The following is a 17795-nucleotide window of genomic DNA, read 5'->3' as shown; positions in this document are numbered from 1 at the left end:
TCGATAATGCAAGTGAAAAGGTCCATTGTTATTTCTTATTCAATAAAAAATAAAACATGCATAAAAAGCAGCCAACAATGTGGCTGCTCAGGCTGTCGAGAAACTTTCGACAGCCTCATATTTTCTACAATAACTTTAACAATTCACTGCGTTAGTTCGTTATAATGTTATTAATATATAGTCTTTGCAACATGTCTGTTGATTTGCGCGGAAGGCACGCAGACTCCTACGGGCGTACGGGGCAGGGGAGACCCCGCAGGCGCTTGAGCGACGAGGAGGCTCCCCGGTACGCCCGCGGAAAGCGAAGTGCCTAGAGCGGAAATCAAAAGGCCCGTTAGCAGGAACAATGAATAATTAAATGCTGAGAATAAAAAATTGCCGAGAAAAATACCCTTTCTCGACAATCTGAGCAGCCAACAATGTGGCTGCTTTTCCTACTTATAACTTACGGCACGGCTTTTTAATGCTTTCCAAGAAGAAATAAATTGTTGTTTACCTACTCTTACTTGTTTTTTTCCAGAAAGTGGATCGTTTAAATAGATATAATTCGTGTCATAACCAACTAAGACGACAGCATGTAGATCAAGCGGTGTTTTAATGTATTGTTTCCCGTGATACCAGCCCTCCCAACGGTCTGGAAGACGGTAATCCCCGGTTGTCCATACAACCACTGGATATCCGGCAGAAACATGCTCTAAGACCCGTTCAAATGGCATGTTTGTTAAATTAATGGCTCTTCCAGGGAGCTTTTGGTTGATTAGGGCAATCATCGGTTGGTCAAAGACTGCATACCCTGCTCTTCCGCCTGTCATATCCCCAACAAAACCATCTGCTGGGTTTCCCCAACGTACTATATCTCCCTTTGGAGATCTAATGAGCGGGTCTACATCCTTTCGGATAGACCGGTATAAATCCATTTTACTTGTTTTAACACCTGCAAAATTTAGCACCATTGCTAGGCTTGTGACTTCACAGCCGTATCTAAGTTCAGGGTTTTGCTTAATTAATACCACATTTAGCATAGCAGAATTCTTTTTGGGAGTAGTACTAACCGAATCACTCTTATTGACTTCATTTTTTCCATAAATCACTTGTTGATTAAGTTCTTTTATTGTAAATCGTTTATTTTCAAAATCGACGGATGATGTGGATTGAGTATTCTCTTTCACGGATATCGTGGATAGAGGCTGTTTACTTTCTGTGCTAGGATGTGTATCAGCATTAAAGTGGCTGCATCCAAGCATGGGAAGGATCGAAGCTAATAAGCAAAGTTTTTTCAATACTTATCCTCCTTATATAACAGCGTAGGTATAGGATATGATTGTTTATAAGCGACTATAATGGTATCCTTTTGGAAAAGAACGAGAATCCGTCGTTTTGCGTATGGTATAATGAGAAAAAAATTTTGGAGGTACTTGGATGGATGCATTGGAAATACTATCGGATCTTGAAAATGTATTTCCCTATTTTCAACCGATTATTAGTGCCGATGAACAACGCATAATTGCTTATGAGGTATTGGGGAGATATGAATCTGAAGGGAATATTATTAGTTTAGGGAACTTTTTTCAGGATGATCAAATTCCAGATGAATATAAGTATGAAGTGGATTTGTTAATAGTCAAAATGGCACTTGAAAAAGCATTAGATCTAGATGAGGATGTAAGTATTTTTCTGAACCGGAATGCTGATTTATTAATGTATGGACATGGTGAACCCTTTTTACAAGAGCTCCTCTCATTTGAAAAAAAGGGCTTGATGTTAAATCGGATAGTTCTGGAAATTTCAGATCGAAATTATACAGGGGATTTAGACCAATTTGATCACTTATTGCAATATTATCGAACTTATGGGATTAAAATAGCGATAGCAAGAATTGACAGTGAAAGTAACTATTTTGAACGAATAGGACAACTTGAACCAGATATACTGAAAATTAACCTACAGGCCTTAAAATCGACGTCAACAGGTATAAATTATCACGATGTCTTGTTTACTTTGTCTCTTTTGGCAAGGAAAATAGGTGCTACACTCTTGTTTGAAAATATAGAGATGAGCTACCAACTGCAGTTTGCATGGAAAAATGGCGGTCGATATTATCAAGGTTATTATTTACACCCGCCAGCAGCAGAGTTCATTCAACGTGATTTCCTAAAGGATCGCTTAAAAGAGAAGTTTCATGACTTTATCTCATATGAAAAAAAGAAATTAGAAGCAGTTTATACCACTGCAGAATTTTTTCAAGCAAAAGTTCAAGAAATTGTTATTAAGAACAGAAATGCCACTTATCAAAACCTTTTTCAAGTACTAATAAAAGAATTGGATCAGATTGCCTTTAGAATGTATGTTTGTGATGAGGACGGCTTCCAGAAATCTGCCAATATATTTAAAGGAAAAGAGGGTTGGAGCATTCAATCCGAGTACATTCAAAAAAATTGGAGTTGGCGTCCTTACTTTTTAGAAAATATTATCAAAATGAGAAATGAACGAAAAGGAATCTTATCTGATTTATATTGTGATATTGATACTGGGGAAACGATTCGTACTTTTTCATTCCCAATGAATGGGGAGGATTATTTGTTTATCGATATATCCTATCAATATTTATTCCAACATGATCAATTACTTTAAAATAGACAGAAATTGCTAGCTTTTATCTTCTTTTTTAGGGAAGTGTATTAAAAAATTCCTTATTTTTTTATTTTTACTTGGACAAATGGACAGCGTTATTTTATTCTTTTAATATTGGCATAAAAATATTGCGGTTGGAAAATTATGAAAGTAATCCACTCGGATAGAAAAATGCCAAATGAGAAACATAATTGTAGATGTTTTTTTTGGTTTGAAAGGAGACGGAGCATATGTCACAGCTTCAAGGTATATTAACAAGATTAAAAAATCTTCAGGAACAAGCTAATAGTGGTGAGCCAGCACAACGCTATTTCGAGGTAAACGGTGATAGAAAGTGTCAAGTAACATTTCATCCGAAAACGGAGACATTTGAATTAGAAGTATATAATGAGAAGGAAAAACCAAAAAGATATCAATTTGATAATGTTGATATGATTACAATTGAAATTTTTGATTTGATTCAATAAGGAACCTTTAGGGTTCCTTTATTTTTCGTGTCAACCACTACGGAGATTGTATTTAGGTTTCTAATTATACGTTACCAAAATTAGCACAGACTCCCGAATACTATGGTAGAATGTAACTGTAGAAAAACAAATTTTGAGGAGTTTTCGGCGATGATCAGTCTTCCCAACGGTGAATTTTTAAAATTAACAATAAAAGAATTAATGATCCCTTCCGAACGGGTAGCGCATGTCCAAATAGGTAATAATCTCGAACATGCCTTATTAGTTTTAACAAAAAGCGGGTATACGGCTATACCGGTCTTAGACCCTCATTACAAGCTTCATGGGTTAATTAGCACCCCGATTATTATGGATTCTATCCTAGGACTAGAAAGAATTGAATTTGAACAACTTGAGAAAAAACGTGTCGAAGAGGTCATGAAAGGCTCTATTCCACGAGTTAAAATTACTGCATCCTTAAAAAAATGTCTTGAATTACTTGTTAACCAACCATTTCTTTGTGTGGAGACTGAAGATGGATACTTTGAAGGAATTTTGCCAAGAAGTACGTTATTAAATCAATTAAATAAAATAATAAAAAAAAATGAAAAATGATGTATTTAGGCCCCCAAGCAGGGGGCTTGATTTTTTTTAAGTTTGAGGTGTAAATATGAGTACTTCTACTGAGAAGATATCCAAAGGAAAGTCCAACAGCAGGCAAACAAAAAAACCACTAGTTCTAGCCGCCGTAATGTTAGCGATGTTTATGGGGGCGATTGAAGCAACGATTGTTTCAACCGCAATGCCGGCAATTGTCGCTGATTTAGGCGGTTTTACACTATATAGCTGGGTATTCTCTGCGTACTTGTTAATGAATTCTGTAACCGTTCTTATTTATGGTAAATTATCTGACTTATTTGGTCGAAAACCAATTCTTACGATTGGAATATTAATTTTTTTATTTGGATCCATTCTTTGTGGATTCGCCACATCAATGAAAATGTTGATTATTTTTCGTTTGATTCAAGGATTTGGAGCAGGTGCTGTCACACCGATTGCAACAACAATAATTGGCGATATCTATACTGCAGAAGAACGGGCTAAAATTCAGGGTTACCTAGCTAGTGTATGGGGTATTTCCGCGATTACTGGACCTGCTGTCGGCGGCTTACTTGTCCAATATGTAAGTTGGCATTATGTATTCTGGATAAACATTCCGCTGGGGATTCTTTCTTTAGTAGGCCTATGGCTGTTTCTACATGAAAATGTCCAAAGGAAAAAACATCAAATAGATTATTTAGGTGCTATTTTGTTAACGATGACTATTTCTTCGTTAATGTTTATTCTTGTAGAAGGTGGGAGCCGCTTTGCATGGGGATCTTGGCAGTCGCTAAGCTTTTTTGCTTTCAGCGCTGTAACATTACTTGGGTTTGTATTTCAGGAAGCCCGTGCTAGTGAACCGGTTATGCCATTTTCAATTTGGAAGGAACGCTCCATTCTAATTGCCAATACTACGTCGCTTACTACGGGAATCATGTTAATTGGAATATCGAGCTTTTTACCTACATTTGTGCAAGGTGTTATGGAACAAACACCCATTGTTGCTGGTTTTACTTTGACAGCTATGTCAATTGGTTGGCCAATAGCATCCACACTTGCGGGACGGTTATTGATAACGATGGGTTATCGAAAAACATCTATAATCGGTGGTGTCTCGTTAATCATTGGCAGCATTGCCTTCTTGACGATGTCAGCCTCCTCAGGGCCTTTATGGGCAGCAGTGGGTTCTTTTTTCGTTGGAATAGGGATGGGCTTAACATCCACTGCCTTTATTGTCTCGATTCAAAGTACGGTAGGTTGGGAACAGAGAGGCATCGCAACGGCATCTAATATGTTTATGAGAAATCTTGGAAATACAATTGGTGCAGCATTACTGGGGGGAATCCTTAATAACAGGTTGAGTCAATATTTAAGCGAGAATGATCATTCCTTATCAATAGATGATGTCAATCTACTCTTAAAATCTGCTAAGCGAGAAAATCTCTCTGAATCAGTCCGGAGTTTCTTGCAGAATGGGCTAACCTTTTCCCTTCACTCTGTTTATTATGTTGTCTTCGCCTTGGCAATCATAAGTTTACTGTTAATATTTTTTATACCGAAAAAGAACGATAGCTCTGTGTAACTTCACAGAGCTTTTTTAAGGAGGGGAACAATCTTGTCCTCATTATCAGAATTTCAATTATTATCCGTTTTAGCTCAGGAGATGAATATGCGGAAGGCATCGGAACGGCTTTTTGTGTCACAGCCAGCCCTTTCGCAACGATTGCAAACTATCGAAAAAGATTGGGGAACGAAATTATTTATTCGCTCGCAAAAAGGTCTAGCTCTAACCCCCTCAGGTGAGCATGTCATCCAATTTGCAAATGAAGTGCTGACTAAGCAAGAAAAGGTGCGTGAAACCATTCATTCCCTTCAATCAGGTGTGTCAGGTACTTTGAAGATTGCTGTTGCTTCGATTGTAGGCCAAAACTGGCTCCCACAGGTTTTAAAGAAATTTATTGATCGATATCCTCAAGCCAAAATTTCATTAGTAACTGGATGGAGCAGCGAAATATTAAAATGCTTATATGATGATCAAGTTCATATAGGGATTATACGTGGTACACCCGATTGGAAAGGAATTAAGGTTCATTTATTTAACGATCCTCTATATTTAGTTGACAGGGAAATTACTAGTCCGGAACAAGTTTTAAATACGGACCGCCCCTTCATTCAATTTAAAAGTGATTCTAATTATTTCCAAGAAATTCAAGATTGGTGGATGCGCAATTTTAAGACTTCACCCAAGAGGACCGTTGTGGTTGATCAAATTGAGACATGCAAGCAGATGGCTTTCAATGGCATTGGCTACGCCATCCTGCCCGCCATAACATTAACTAAAGCAGAAAAGGAAATTTTCAAAATACCGCTTTTAAATGAGTATAATGAACCTCTAAAGCGTGATACATGGCTACTAGGCTATGAATCGGCCTTTCAATTAAAGCAAGTTTCAGCCTTTGTGGAATTAATTAAGGAGCATATCGCTGAATCTTCAGGAGATTAGGGTAGTTTTTCTTGTTTTCGTTTCTTTTGTTTGTTAAAGTATTTTTTAGTACGAATACATAGGGGGTAAAATAATGAAGATGATGGATGCAAATGAAATTATTTCTTTTATTCAAAATAGTAAAAAATCTACACCTGTAAAGGTTTATTTAAAAGGTGAATTAGCAGGAATTGATTTTGGAAACAATACAAAAACTTTTATTAATGGAAATACGGGTATCATTTTTGGTGAATGGTCTGAAATTAATGAAGTGTTAGAAGCACATAAAGAAAAAATTGAAGATCAAGTGGTTGAAAATGACCGTCGTAATTCTGCAATCCCATTGTTAGATAATAAGTATATTAATGCCCGAATTGAACCAGGTGTTACTATTCGTGACCAAGTGGAAATCGGTGATAATGCCGTTATTATGATGGGAGCCGTTATCAATATCGGTGCCGTTATTGGTGAAAAATCGATGATTGATATGGGTGTTGTTCTAGGTGGAAGGGCTACTGTCGGGAAGAATTGTCATATTGGGGCGGGAACTGTCTTGGCCGGTGTTATTGAACCACCATCTGCGAAGCCTGTTATTATTGAGGATGATGTTCTTATTGGAGCGAATGCCGTTGTTCTTGAAGGGGTTACAGTTGGAACAGGTTCAGTAGTCGCTGCAGGTGCAGTAGTCACTCAAGATGTTGCTCCTTATACAGTTGTAGCAGGGATGCCGGCAAGAAAAATTAAAGATATTGATGAAAAAACGAAGTCAAAAACTGAAATAATGCAGGAACTTCGTCAACTTTAAAAGCCCGCTTCCTTTGTCCGAAGTACTCTAGCCGCTGGGCGCTGGAGCTAGATAGTTCTCTAAGTATAAGCAGAAAAGCGTGGAGCATATCCACGCTTCTTTTTTAAAAGGAGAGTTAATAAATGAATCCATTGATTAAAATCCGCCGTGACCTTCATCAAATTCCAGAAATAGGATTTCAAGAGTTTGAGACACAAGCCTATTTATTGTCTTACCTTGAGTCTTTACCACAAGATCGTATCACGATAAAAAAATGGGAGACAGGGTTGTTTGTAAAGGTTCATGGCTTAAATCCCCAAAAAACGATTGGTTATAGAACAGACATCGATGGACTTCCAATTAGCGAAGAAACAGGATTACCTTTCGCATCGACCCACGATGGAAAGATGCATGCATGTGGGCATGATTTCCACATGAGCATCGCTCTTGGGGTACTAACTTATTTTACGAATAACCCAATTGCAGACGACCTTTTGTTTGTTTTTCAACCTGCAGAGGAAGGACCTGGCGGAGCGGAACCGATGTTAAAATCAGAAGAAATGCTTGAATGGATGCCTGACCTGATTTTTGCCTTACATATTGCACCAGAGTATCCTGTTGGAACTATCGCGGTTAAGGAAGGGTTACTATTTGCTAATACTTCTGAACTGTTTGTTGATCTAAAGGGTAAGGGCGGGCATGCCGCTAGACCTCACGAAACGAATGATATGGTTGTCGCAGCATGTACATTGGTAAATCAGCTGCAAACGATTGTGTCAAGGAATGTCGACCCCTTAGATAGTGCGGTTATAACGATTGGAAAAATCACTGGCGGTACCGTTCAAAATATTATTGCTGAAAATGCAAGGCTTGAGGGAACCATCAGGACGCTTTCTGCTGAATCGATGAAAAAGGTTAAACATCGCATTGAGGCGCTTGTGAAGGGAATCGAGGCAGGTTTTGAATGTGAAACTGTCATTGATTATGGTTCGATGTATCATCAAGTCTATAATACTGAATCTATTACAAGAGATTTTATGAAATATCTTCAAAACGAAACAAATGTTGAAGTAATCGAGTGCAAGGAAGCGATGACGGGAGAAGACTTTGGGTATATGCTTAAAGAGATTCCTGGGCTTATGTTTTGGCTGGGTGTGGATTCGCCCTATGGTTTACACCATTCAAAATTAAATCCACAAGAAGGTGCGATTGAAGTAGCTGTTAAAGTAATGACAAGCTATATCTCTAATCTAGGGAATAGATTAAATCTTAAATAAGAAGGCGTTTTATTTTGTTCAGTTTAGCAATCATGATAAAATTAAAGAGAATTATAAGGGAAATTGTTACATATCGTCGATTATTATCACACAATTAGGGAAAACTTATGAAGGGGAAATAAGGTTATAATTAATAATAAGTATTTAATTAAATTAATTATAATTTAATATTGACTCAAAATAAGATGTGTCCTATAATTAGAATTGTGAAAAGGATAGCAAATGAGAAATGCTATAAATACTCATTTATTAATTATTTGGAGGGATTTGAATGCCAGAACGTATGGTAGGTAAACAAGCACCACGCTTTGAAATGGATGCTGTAATGCCAAACAAAGAATTTAAAAAAGTAAGTTTAGAAGAAAACATGAAAAACGATAAATGGACTGTGTTGTTCTTTTATCCAATGGACTTTACATTTGTTTGTCCAACTGAAATTACAGCGATGTCCGATCGTTATGAAGAGTTTGATGATTTAGATGCAGTTATCGTTGGTGCTTCTACTGACACAATCCACACTCATCTTGCTTGGATTAAAACAGATCGCAAAGAAAATGGTCTTGGCGATTTAAACTATCCTCTTGCTGCAGATACTAACCACGTGGTAGCTCGTGATTATGGAGTATTAATTGAAGAAGAAGGTATCGCACTTCGCGGTTTATTCATTATCGATCCTGAGGGTGAATTAAAGTATTCTGTTGTAAATCACAACAATATCGGCCGAGACGTGGATGAAACTTTACGTGTTCTTCAAGCGTTACAAACTGGCGGTCTTTGCCCAGCAAACTGGAAGCCTGGACAAGCTACATTGAATGTATAATTTGTACAAAACAGATAGACCTAACCTTTTAAAGTGTTAGGTCTTTTTAATAGGGGGATTATCGATGAAATTACGTGAACCTATGCCAGAGTTAACTGGGGCAACTGAATGGTTAAACGGTGAAGTGACAAGAGCAGACCTAATCGGAGAAAAACCAACATTGCTTCATTTTTGGTCGATAAGCTGCCATCTTTGTAAGGAAGCGATGCCGCAGGTAAATCAATTCCGGGATGATTTTAAGGACAAGTTAAATGTGGTTGCTGTTCATATGCCGCGTTCTGAAAACGACCTTAACCTAGATGAAATTAAACAAGTGGCAGCTGAGCATGGAATCAATCAACCGATTTTTGTCGACAGTGATCACAAGTTGACAGAAGCCCTTGAAAATCAATATGTACCAGCTTATTATGTATTTGACAAAGAAGGCAAGCTCCGCCATTTCCAAGCAGGCGGAAGTGGCATGAAAATGCTCGAGAAGCGTGTAAACCGAGTGTTGGATGAATTGGAAAAAACAGAATAAAAAACAACCTAAGTGCTGTCCGTTATATTCAACGGGCAGCATTTTTATTTTTTTTTACCTGTAACCTTGCCTCCTTTTAATCGTCGGTATTTATATATACCTAGCTTTAACCATTAGAGAAAAAAGGGGTGTCAAAAGTTGAAAAAGCCAAAACGTTTGTTTTCTATTTTTTTCATTATCCTATTAATTTTTATTACTGGGTGCAGTTCCAACAGCGAAGATAAAAGTGCAAAAATGAGTGAAAGTAATGATGTATCTATGGATACAGCCGAATCTGACAGCGGGGAGCAAGCAGACTTTTACTCGGGTGAAACAGAAAAGGCTGAAAAAAGTTCCGCAGCTGAAAATATAAAAATTCAAAACCAAATGGTCATTTATCAAGCTGATCTACAATTGCGAGTAAAGAAATTTGATCAGACTGTCCGTATCCTTGAAGAAAAAGTATTAAAATATGGGGGCTATATAGCAGAGTCCAATGTGTCAAAAGAGGGCAACGAGCAGGTAAGTGGCAGCATTAAAATTAGAATACCACAAAAGCACTTTCAGACCTTTTTACATGATGCTGAGAGTCAAGCAGCAGAGGTTTTGCAAAGAAGTATAACAGGGCAGGATGTAACCGAGGAATATGTTGATCTTGAGTCCAGATTAAAATCAAAAAAGGTGGTGGAAGAACGGTTACTCACTTTTATGAAAAGTGCAGTAAAAACAGAAGATTTATTGAAAATTTCTGCTGATTTAGCATCAGTACAAGAGGAAATTGAAATCATTGAAGGAAAGATGAAGTTTTTAGAAAACCAAACCTCCCTTTCGACAGTTAACATAACCCTTTACGAAAAAAGCGTAGTTGTACCTACTATTAATAAAGATAAATTAAATACTTGGGAGAAAACCAAAAAACAATTCATTAACAGCATCAATATGTTATTAGTTGGTTTATCAGGCTTGGTTGTTTTTACCGTTGGTAACCTGCCAGTTCTAGCCATATTATTTATTATAGTATTTTTACTTCTTTACTATCTTAAAAAGAGGAAGTCCAGACAGAGGCAGGAATAAGAAGGGATAGCTCTCTCTATTTAAATCTGACGAATGATGCTAAAATCATAATAAGATAATGATTTTAATTTTACCGGGGGAGTTATTTATGAAGAAAAGTTTCGCAGTCATTGGGCTTGGTCGATTCGGTGGAAGTATTTGCCGAACTCTTACCGATGAGGGGATGGAAGTTCTTGCTATCGATAAAAATGAAGAACGAGTAAATGAATATGCAATGATTGCTTCTCATGCGGTTGTAGGGGATACAACAGACGAAGCAGTTTTGAAAAGCCTTGGGATACGTAACTTCGATCATGTGATTGTAGCTATTGGCGATGATATTCAATCAAGTATACTTACAACTCTAATTCTTAAGGAATTGGGTGTAGTGCGTATTACAGCTAAGGCTCAAAACGATTACCATGAAAAAGTTTTGAGGAAAATTGGTGCAGATAGTGTTGTTCACCCAGAAAGAGACATGGGAAAACGGATTGCTAACAATATGGCTTCGAGTAATGTTGTCGACTACCTTGAACTATCAGATGAACACAGTATCGTTGAAATTGTTGCGAATGGAAAACTTAGTGGTCATACGATTATGGATTTGGATATTCGCAAGAAATATGGTTTGAATATTGTCGCCATAAAAAGAGGAGAAGAAATTATTGTTTCTCCACAAGCCAAAGAAACTTTTCAAGTTAATGATGTTTTAATCGTGATTGGAACCGACCAAGACATCAATCGATTTGAAAAAAAAGTATTAGAATAAGGAAAGCGGAAGCGCCTTGAACAGGGGCGACAGGCATAAGACGAGCAGGCGTGAAGGTTGCTCTTGAACCTTCATGACTGATTGGCTTATGACCCCGAGCCCCTAGGCGCTGGAGCTAGACAATAAGAAAAGCGGAAGCGCTCGAAGCGCTTCCGCTTTATTTATTCTTACACTTCCATTATGATCGGTAAAATCATTGGTCTGCGCTTTGTTTTTTCGTATAGGAAAGGCGCTAATGTATCTGTAATTTCATTTTTAATTTCAGACCATTGGCTTGTCTTTCTTTCCATCACTTTATTTAAGTGCTTGGTGATTAGATTTTGAGCATCGTTAATTAAATCACCGGATTCTCTCATATAAACAAATCCTCGAGAAATTAGGTCAGGTCCTGAAGCAATTTTAAATTCTTTCATATTAATACTTACGACCACAACAACTAATCCTTCCTCAGAAAGAATTCTACGGTCACGTAAGACAATATTTCCTATATCGCCAACACCACTGCCGTCGATATAAACAGAACCAGATGGAATCTTTCCAGCAACTTGAGCAGTATCCTCAGAAAGAGCTAACACTTCACCATTGTCCATGATAAAACAATTTTCTTCTTGTACTCCGCAATCAACCGCGATCTTAGCGTGCATTCTTTGCATTCGATACTCACCGTGGATTGGCATAAAGAACTTTGGTCTAATTAAACGCAGCATTAGTTTTTGTTCTTCCTGCCCACCATGACCAGAAGTATGAATATTACTTAGTTTACCGTGAATAACTTCCGCGCCGGCTCTATAGAGCATATTAATCGTTCGACTCACACTAATTGTGTTCCCTGGAATAGGTGAAGATGAAAATACCACTGTGTCACCAGGAATGATTTGAATTTGTCTGTGTGTGCCATTAGCAATTCTTGAAAGAGCAGCCATAGCTTCGCCCTGACTTCCGGTACAAAGGATCGTAACTTTATCAGCAGGAAGACGGTTTATTTGATTCGCTTCAATAAAAGTCTCTTTAGGTGCATTAATATACCCTAATTCAAGTCCGATATTGATAGCTGCTTCCATGCTTCGGCCAAAAACCGCTACTTTTCTTCCGTATACTACTGCTGCCTCTACCACTTGCTGCAATCTATGGATATTAGATGCAAAGGTAGCAAAAATAATACGCCCGTCCACTTTGCGGAAAATATCATTGATGCTGTCGCCTACCCTACGTTCTGACATGGTGAATTCAGGTATTTCACTATTTGTACTATCTGATAGTAAACATAAAACGCCTTCTTTACCTATTTCAGCCATTTTGGTTAGATTGGCAGGTTCACCTACAGGGGTAAAATCAAATTTAAAATCTCCAGTATGGACAATTTGACCTGGCGGAGTTTTAACTACAATCCCATAAGAATCAGGAATACTATGGGTGGTGCGGAAAAAAGTAACCGATGTTTTGCGGAATTTGATGATATCGTCTTCTTTAATGTCTATCAACTTAGCATTTCTTAATAAGCCGTGTTCTTCTAGTTTATTTTTAATTAATCCAAGAGCGAGTTTCCCACCATAAATTGGAACATTAATCTCGCGTAATAAATAGGGAATACCGCCAATGTGATCTTCGTGTCCGTGTGTAACAAATAATCCTTTTATTTTATCTTGATTCTTTACCAAATAGGTATAATCAGGAATAACATAATCAATACCTAATAGCTCATCCTCAGGAAATTTTATTCCGGCATCAATTAATATTATTTCATCCTGAAACTGAACCGCATACGTGTTTTTGCCAATTTCGCCTAAACCACCTAGGGCAAAAACCGCAGTTTGATCATTCTTAACAAATTTCATAAATTATCATTTCTCCAATACTTTATAGTCTTCATTTTGAAGTTCATATTTTAAATGAGCTCCTTTAACTTCTTGAACAAATTCAACATTAAACCCACGGTCGGCAATTTTTGAGCGGACATCTCTTACCGATTCTCCCTCAATAAATAGGGTTTTTGTATTCTCTCTGACTGGTACTTCTTTGATGTTTTCCTGATAATATACTTTAAATATCATTACAATTTCGCTCCTAACTGAATCATAACTTTTTCTATTATATAAAACATTTTCATCTTTTTCATTTATTTTCTTTGGAAACCATCAGTCTTATATGAAAAGTATGTAAAAAAGAATCGTTGTTTTTACAATTTACAATAATGAAGGAGCCCTTCGCAAGTTTGAAGGGCCCTAAAAAAATTTAGGCAATGGATTTCTTTCGCAGTAATTCTTTCCACTGTTTTAAAAGCTTCTTCCTTAGCTTCTTTAACATAGTGGATCATCTCCTTACCTCTTATTTTATACAATCCTTGTCCAAAGTAAAGTAAGCGATGGCAGATTATTGAAGTTTTTTTAAAATAAGAGTATTTTTACTATATTATATGATGAAATTGGTGATTCAATCATGGTTAAACATGGAATTACATTGACAAATTATAAATTGACTTTTTTTAATATAAAGTTTAGTGTTTTAAAGAATAAAGAACTGCGGGGAGTATATTTTCACAGTTTAGAGGATTCGACAAAAAGGAGTACATATTAAATGAAGAAAATTGTATTTTTTGACATAGATGGCACATTGCTCGATCATGAAAAAAACCTACCCGAAAGCACGTTAAAAGCCATCAATTTACTTAAGAAGAATGATGTATTTGTCGCAATTGCCACTGGCAGAGCTCCGTTTATGTTTGAAGGCCTGCGGAATGTACTTGGAATTGACTCCTATGTGAGCTTTAACGGTCAATTTGTAGTTTTTGAGAATGAAGTTATATATGAGAACCCTTTGAATGAAAATGAGCTAAATAAATTATTTAACCATACGAAGTCAAACAATCATCCATTAGTGTTTATGAATGAAAAAACAATGAAGGCAAGTGTTAAGCATCATCCATTTGTTGAAAAAAGCATGGGGAGCCTAAATTTTCCTCATCCTGAGGAAGATGATTCTTTTTATGTCAATCGAAAAATATATCAAAGCCTCCTTTTTTGTGAAAATAAAGATGAAAGTTTATATTTCTCTGACTATCCCCAATTTGATTTTATCAGATGGCATCCATTTTCTGTCGATGTTTTACCAAAGGGTGGTTCAAAAGCAGAAGGAATAAAAAAAATGATCGAACGTTTGGGGTTTGAGCTGAAGGATGTTTATGCATTCGGAGATGGTTTAAATGATTTAGAAATGTTGAAGGCAGTTGGAACAGGCGTTGCCATGGGAAATGGTGTCCCTGAAGCCAGAGAACTTGCAGATCTTATTACAAGCGATGTTTCCGAAGATGGTATCTGGAATGGGTTAAAGGAACTACAGCTAATATAAATTGTGAACCGACCCAAGTAAGGGCCGGTTCTTTATACATCTGTAGCCCAAAATCAATGTAGCTCCTGTTTGATTACCTTTCGATAGCTATGGCACCTTGGATTGGTTTTAACGGGTCTTCATGATTGATATAATCATAAAACATAACACCATTTAAATGATCGATTTCGTGTTGAAAGCAGATAGAAGGAAGTCCCTTTAATCGTAGTTTCACTTCTTCACCGTTAAGGTTTGTTCCCTTTACAGTAATCCTTGCATATCTAGGGACGTATCCTGGAATGGCACTATCTACTGAAAGGCAGCCTTCACCAGCTTGTAAATACGACTTTTCAACAGAATGGCTGATAATTTTAGGATTAAATAATGCGTAACTATAAAGAGTGCCTGTGTCATCAGTAAGATGCACGGCTATCATCCGTTTTAGAATATTTATTTGCGGGGCAGCCAATCCTATTCCAGGGCGTAAACCAAATTGTACCGACTTTTCAGGATTTTGACTATTAATTACATATTCTAATAAGCTAAATAATATTTGTTTATCCTCTTCTGATGGCGGCATGGATACTTCTGCAGCCACTTTTCTAAGGGAAGGATGACCATCTCGAATGATATCTTCCATCGTAATCATGATTCCACTCACTCCTGTGCTTAAACTAAAATTATTAATAATAAATAGTCTATCAGACAATTGATAAAAAGTTAATATTTGATTCAGGTAACTGATTTGCATCCTTTTTTTATGGGATATTGTATTGTCAAACAAACCAGGTGTCGATATAGTAGGAATTGGAATAGGCAGGAGGTTTATAATGTGTCATTAAAAGAAAAGTATGGTTTGATTTTATGTTTATCCGTTTTGATTGTTATTTTTGCTGGGTGTACGAAAGAAAAGTCTCCAGTCGAAAAAATGTATGATGTTTTAGAAAAAGTCGTTTCAGCCGAAAAAGAATTTGAGGAACAACAGAATCCCCTTGTTACACATGAAAAAAAAGAAAAAGAAATTTATGACCAGATTATCAAACTTGGCATGAAAGAATATGCTCAAATCGTAAAACTTTCAGATGAAGCAATATTATTAGCTGATGAAAGAAAAGCGCTGATGGAGAAAGAAACGAACAGCATTAAAGAATCCCAGAAAGAATTCATAAAGGCCAGGGATATTAAGGATAAATTAGAAGATCGCGATTTAACGAAATTAGCTAATGAACTATATGAGATAATGATGGAAAGATATAAAGCGCATGAAGCGTTATACCTAGAGTATAATGAAGCGCTGAAAAATGATAAAGAATTGTATGAAATGTTTAAAAATAAAAATCTTCCACTTGAAGACCTTGAAGCACAGGTAAATAAGTTAAATGCAACGTATAAAAGAGTCTATAATGCCAATGAAAAATTTAATATGTTAACAGAACAATACAATGATAAAAAGTTGTCATTTTATAAGCAGGCAGGGCTTAAATCAAGCAAATAAATATTATCTCATCAAAATAATCGGCTGAATAGGCCGATTTTTTGTATATTATAACAAATAAATTAAATGAGGTATTATATATAACAGATGTTGAAAAAAAGTAATACAGAAGAAAAAGTGTTTATAATATTAGCAATATGAACGTGGTGAAAAATATTGAAACATAGTATTTGACGTGCAAAAACTAATGATGTAAACTTAAAAAGTGTTAATTAATTGTATCAATGATGTTACATAAAATAGTGGTACAGAATAAGATGATGATAAGGTGAAAGATATTTTGTTTTAACTTTTCGTTTATGTGAAAAACTATTTGAAAGTATGTTTCATGTATAATCCTTACCAAAATCGAGTGTAATATCAAGAGTTTATCCAAATGATAAAGAAAAATGGATGACGTTGTCCATCTGTCTTTTATTCTTAAGTTTTTGGGTATTCTAACTTAGTGGATAATATTTAAAAAATTAAGTTTTGAATTGAAAGGAAGAGGTGACCTAAATGGTTTCTAAAACTCAGAACGCCAAGCTTGATGCGAAGAAAACACTAGAAGTTGTAGAGGAACAATTTCAAACACTTCAAATTCTTAATGAAGTTGGTGAAGTCGTAAACGAAGCTGCGATGCCAGACCTTACAGATGAACAGCTTCAGGAATTAATGCGCCGTATGGTTTATTCACGAATTCTTGACCAGCGCTCTATCTCTTTAAATCGCCAAGGAAGATTAGGATTCTACGCTCCCACTGCAGGACAAGAGGCATCTCAATTAGCTTCACAGTTTGCATTAGAAAAAGAAGATTTTATCCTACCGGGATATCGCGATGTTCCACAAATTATCTGGCATGGATTACCTTTATACCAAGCCTTTTTATGGTCCAGAGGTCATTTTGAAGGTGGACAAATTCCTGAGGGCGTTAATATAGCTATCCCGCAAATCATTATCGGTGCACAGTATGTTCAGACAGCTGGTGTAGCACTAGGAATGAAAAAGCGTGGAGTAAAAGCAGTTGCAATTACGTATACAGGTGACGGTGGTACATCTCAAGGGGATTTCTATGAAGGAATGAATTTTGCAGGCGCATATAAAGCTCCAGCCATCTTTATTGCTCAAAATAACCGTTTCGCAATCTCAACTCCTGTTGAAAAGCAAACAGCTTCCAAAACTCTAGCTCAAAAAGCAGTTGCAGCAGGTATTCCTGGTATTCAAGTTGACGGTATGGATCCTTTAGCGGTATATGCTGCAACTCGTGATGCACGTGAGCGTGCAATTAACGGTGAAGGCCCAACATTCATTGAAACATTAACTTACAGATATGGTCCTCATACCATGGCTGGTGATGACCCAACACGTTATCGTACAGCAGACCTTGACAATGAGTGGGAAAAGAAAGATCCATTAGTACGTTTCCGAAAATTCCTTGAAAACAAGGGTCTATGGACGGAAGAAAAAGAAAATGAAGTAATCGAACAAGCAAAAGAAGACATTAAAGAAGCAATTAAAAAAGCTGATGCAGCGCCTAAACAAAAGGTTACTGATTTAATGTCAATTATGTATGAAGAAATGCCGCAAAACTTAAAAGAGCAATATGAAATATATAAAGAAAAGGAGTCGAAGTAAG

At 36.7% G+C, this 17795-nt stretch carries 18 protein-coding genes; 14 read left to right on the top strand and 4 right to left on the bottom strand.

From position 1 onward, the window contains the following. Positions 1-434: 434 nt before the first annotated feature. Positions 435-1280 carry a C39 family peptidase gene (locus tag COE25_RS14385; protein WP_257208829.1) on the bottom strand — a complete coding sequence of 282 codons (846 nt, stop codon included), beginning with the start codon at positions 1278-1280 and terminating at the stop codon, positions 435-437. 139 nt (positions 1281-1419) lie between these two features. Here COE25_RS14385 and COE25_RS14380 point away from each other — a divergent pair, with 139 nt between their 5' ends. From COE25_RS14380 to COE25_RS14330, 11 genes are all read left to right on the top strand, one after another. Then, positions 1420-2631, top strand: coding sequence for an EAL domain-containing protein (locus tag COE25_RS14380; protein ID WP_088086225.1), 1212 nt, complete (start codon positions 1420-1422; stop codon positions 2629-2631). Between the two features lie 230 nt (positions 2632-2861). Further along, positions 2862-3098, top strand: coding sequence for a YkuJ family protein (locus COE25_RS14375; RefSeq protein ID WP_066252435.1), 237 nt, complete (start codon positions 2862-2864; stop codon positions 3096-3098). 150 nt (positions 3099-3248) lie between these two features. Further along, positions 3249-3692: a cyclic-di-AMP-binding protein CbpB gene (cbpB, locus tag COE25_RS14370; protein WP_088086226.1), complete on the top strand. Its 444-nt coding sequence runs from the start codon at positions 3249-3251 to the stop codon at positions 3690-3692. A gap of 55 nt (positions 3693-3747) precedes the next feature. Further along, on the top strand, positions 3748-5259 hold the full coding sequence (locus tag COE25_RS14365) for an MDR family MFS transporter (protein WP_098933087.1): 1512 nt from the start codon (positions 3748-3750) through the stop codon (positions 5257-5259). Between the two features lie 33 nt (positions 5260-5292). Further along, on the top strand, positions 5293-6180 hold the full coding sequence (locus tag COE25_RS14360; RefSeq protein WP_088086228.1) for a transcriptional regulator CcpC: 888 nt from the start codon (positions 5293-5295) through the stop codon (positions 6178-6180). A gap of 73 nt (positions 6181-6253) precedes the next feature. Further along, on the top strand, positions 6254-6964 hold the full coding sequence (gene dapD / locus COE25_RS14355) for a 2,3,4,5-tetrahydropyridine-2,6-dicarboxylate N-acetyltransferase (RefSeq protein ID WP_088086229.1): 711 nt from the start codon (positions 6254-6256) through the stop codon (positions 6962-6964). A 122-nt stretch (positions 6965-7086) separates the two neighbouring features. Further along, complete coding sequence (locus tag COE25_RS14350; RefSeq protein WP_098933086.1) at positions 7087-8220, top strand: N-acetyldiaminopimelate deacetylase; 1134 nt, start codon at positions 7087-7089, stop codon at positions 8218-8220. Between the two features lie 271 nt (positions 8221-8491). Then, the gene (locus COE25_RS14345; RefSeq protein WP_088086231.1) at positions 8492-9040 is read left to right on the top strand and encodes a peroxiredoxin; all 549 of its coding nucleotides are present in this window, start codon (positions 8492-8494) and stop codon (positions 9038-9040) included. A gap of 64 nt (positions 9041-9104) precedes the next feature. After that, positions 9105-9560, top strand: a complete 456-nt coding sequence (locus COE25_RS14340; protein WP_088086232.1) for a TlpA disulfide reductase family protein — start codon at positions 9105-9107, stop codon at positions 9558-9560. A gap of 138 nt (positions 9561-9698) precedes the next feature. Then, positions 9699-10613, top strand: coding sequence for a DUF4349 domain-containing protein (locus COE25_RS14335; RefSeq protein ID WP_098933085.1), 915 nt, complete (start codon positions 9699-9701; stop codon positions 10611-10613). 88 nt (positions 10614-10701) lie between these two features. After that, positions 10702-11361, top strand: a complete 660-nt coding sequence (locus COE25_RS14330) for a potassium channel family protein (RefSeq protein WP_098933084.1) — start codon at positions 10702-10704, stop codon at positions 11359-11361. Between the two features lie 167 nt (positions 11362-11528). Here the strand turns inward: COE25_RS14330 and rnjA are convergent, their stop codons facing one another. Together rnjA and COE25_RS14320 are read right to left on the bottom strand one after the other, a co-directional pair. Continuing rightward, positions 11529-13196 carry a ribonuclease J1 gene (gene rnjA, locus COE25_RS14325; RefSeq protein ID WP_088086235.1) on the bottom strand — a complete coding sequence of 556 codons (1668 nt, stop codon included), beginning with the start codon at positions 13194-13196 and terminating at the stop codon, positions 11529-11531. 6 nt (positions 13197-13202) lie between these two features. Beyond that, positions 13203-13412 (bottom strand): DNA-dependent RNA polymerase subunit epsilon, encoded by a 210-nt coding sequence (locus COE25_RS14320; protein WP_088086236.1) that lies wholly within the window; start codon positions 13410-13412, stop codon positions 13203-13205. 523 nt (positions 13413-13935) lie between these two features. Between COE25_RS14320 and COE25_RS14315 the strand changes: the two genes are divergently transcribed. Beyond that, positions 13936-14706: a Cof-type HAD-IIB family hydrolase gene (locus COE25_RS14315; RefSeq protein ID WP_098933083.1), complete on the top strand. Its 771-nt coding sequence runs from the start codon at positions 13936-13938 to the stop codon at positions 14704-14706. 73 nt (positions 14707-14779) lie between these two features. On the opposite strand, the gene def is transcribed toward COE25_RS14315, so the two are convergent. Beyond that, on the bottom strand, positions 14780-15334 hold the full coding sequence (gene def / locus COE25_RS14310; RefSeq protein WP_088086238.1) for a peptide deformylase: 555 nt from the start codon (positions 15332-15334) through the stop codon (positions 14780-14782). A 183-nt stretch (positions 15335-15517) separates the two neighbouring features. Between def and COE25_RS14305 the strand changes: the two genes are divergently transcribed. Together COE25_RS14305 and pdhA are read left to right on the top strand one after the other, a co-directional pair. Next, positions 15518-16180 (top strand): YkyA family protein, encoded by a 663-nt coding sequence (locus COE25_RS14305; RefSeq protein ID WP_257208824.1) that lies wholly within the window; start codon positions 15518-15520, stop codon positions 16178-16180. A 498-nt stretch (positions 16181-16678) separates the two neighbouring features. Further along, positions 16679-17794, top strand: a complete 1116-nt coding sequence (pdhA, locus tag COE25_RS14300; protein WP_098933082.1) for a pyruvate dehydrogenase (acetyl-transferring) E1 component subunit alpha — start codon at positions 16679-16681, stop codon at positions 17792-17794. The last annotated feature ends 1 nt before the right edge of the window (position 17795 follow it).

This window comes from Bacillus sp. AFS031507 (genome assembly GCF_002584635.1).
GTDB lineage: Bacteria > Bacillota > Bacilli > Bacillales > Cytobacillaceae > Neobacillus.
This window is presented reverse-complemented; position numbering and strand designations above follow the sequence as displayed.

What these genes read in the sequence shown, in the direction of transcription:
- COE25_RS14350 (WP_098933086.1), top strand. Translation starts at nt 7,087, where the DNA reads ATGAATCCATTGATTAAAATCCGCCGTGACCTTCATCAAATTCCAGAA.
- COE25_RS14365 (WP_098933087.1), top strand. Translation starts at nt 3,748, where the DNA reads ATGAGTACTTCTACTGAGAAGATATCCAAAGGAAAGTCCAACAGCAGG.
- COE25_RS14320 (WP_088086236.1), bottom strand. Translation starts at nt 13,412, where the DNA reads ATGATATTTAAAGTATATTATCAGGAAAACATCAAAGAAGTACCAGTC.
- COE25_RS14375 (WP_066252435.1), top strand. Translation starts at nt 2,862, where the DNA reads ATGTCACAGCTTCAAGGTATATTAACAAGATTAAAAAATCTTCAGGAA.
- rnjA (WP_088086235.1), bottom strand. Translation starts at nt 13,196, where the DNA reads ATGAAATTTGTTAAGAATGATCAAACTGCGGTTTTTGCCCTAGGTGGT.
- def (WP_088086238.1), bottom strand. Translation starts at nt 15,334, where the DNA reads ATGATTACGATGGAAGATATCATTCGAGATGGTCATCCTTCCCTTAGA.
- COE25_RS14340 (WP_088086232.1), top strand. Translation starts at nt 9,105, where the DNA reads ATGAAATTACGTGAACCTATGCCAGAGTTAACTGGGGCAACTGAATGG.
- COE25_RS14330 (WP_098933084.1), top strand. Translation starts at nt 10,702, where the DNA reads ATGAAGAAAAGTTTCGCAGTCATTGGGCTTGGTCGATTCGGTGGAAGT.
- cbpB (WP_088086226.1), top strand. Translation starts at nt 3,249, where the DNA reads ATGATCAGTCTTCCCAACGGTGAATTTTTAAAATTAACAATAAAAGAA.
- COE25_RS14315 (WP_098933083.1), top strand. Translation starts at nt 13,936, where the DNA reads ATGAAGAAAATTGTATTTTTTGACATAGATGGCACATTGCTCGATCAT.
- dapD (WP_088086229.1), top strand. Translation starts at nt 6,254, where the DNA reads ATGAAGATGATGGATGCAAATGAAATTATTTCTTTTATTCAAAATAGT.
- pdhA (WP_098933082.1), top strand. Translation starts at nt 16,679, where the DNA reads ATGGTTTCTAAAACTCAGAACGCCAAGCTTGATGCGAAGAAAACACTA.
- COE25_RS14345 (WP_088086231.1), top strand. Translation starts at nt 8,492, where the DNA reads ATGCCAGAACGTATGGTAGGTAAACAAGCACCACGCTTTGAAATGGAT.
- COE25_RS14380 (WP_088086225.1), top strand. Translation starts at nt 1,420, where the DNA reads ATGGATGCATTGGAAATACTATCGGATCTTGAAAATGTATTTCCCTAT.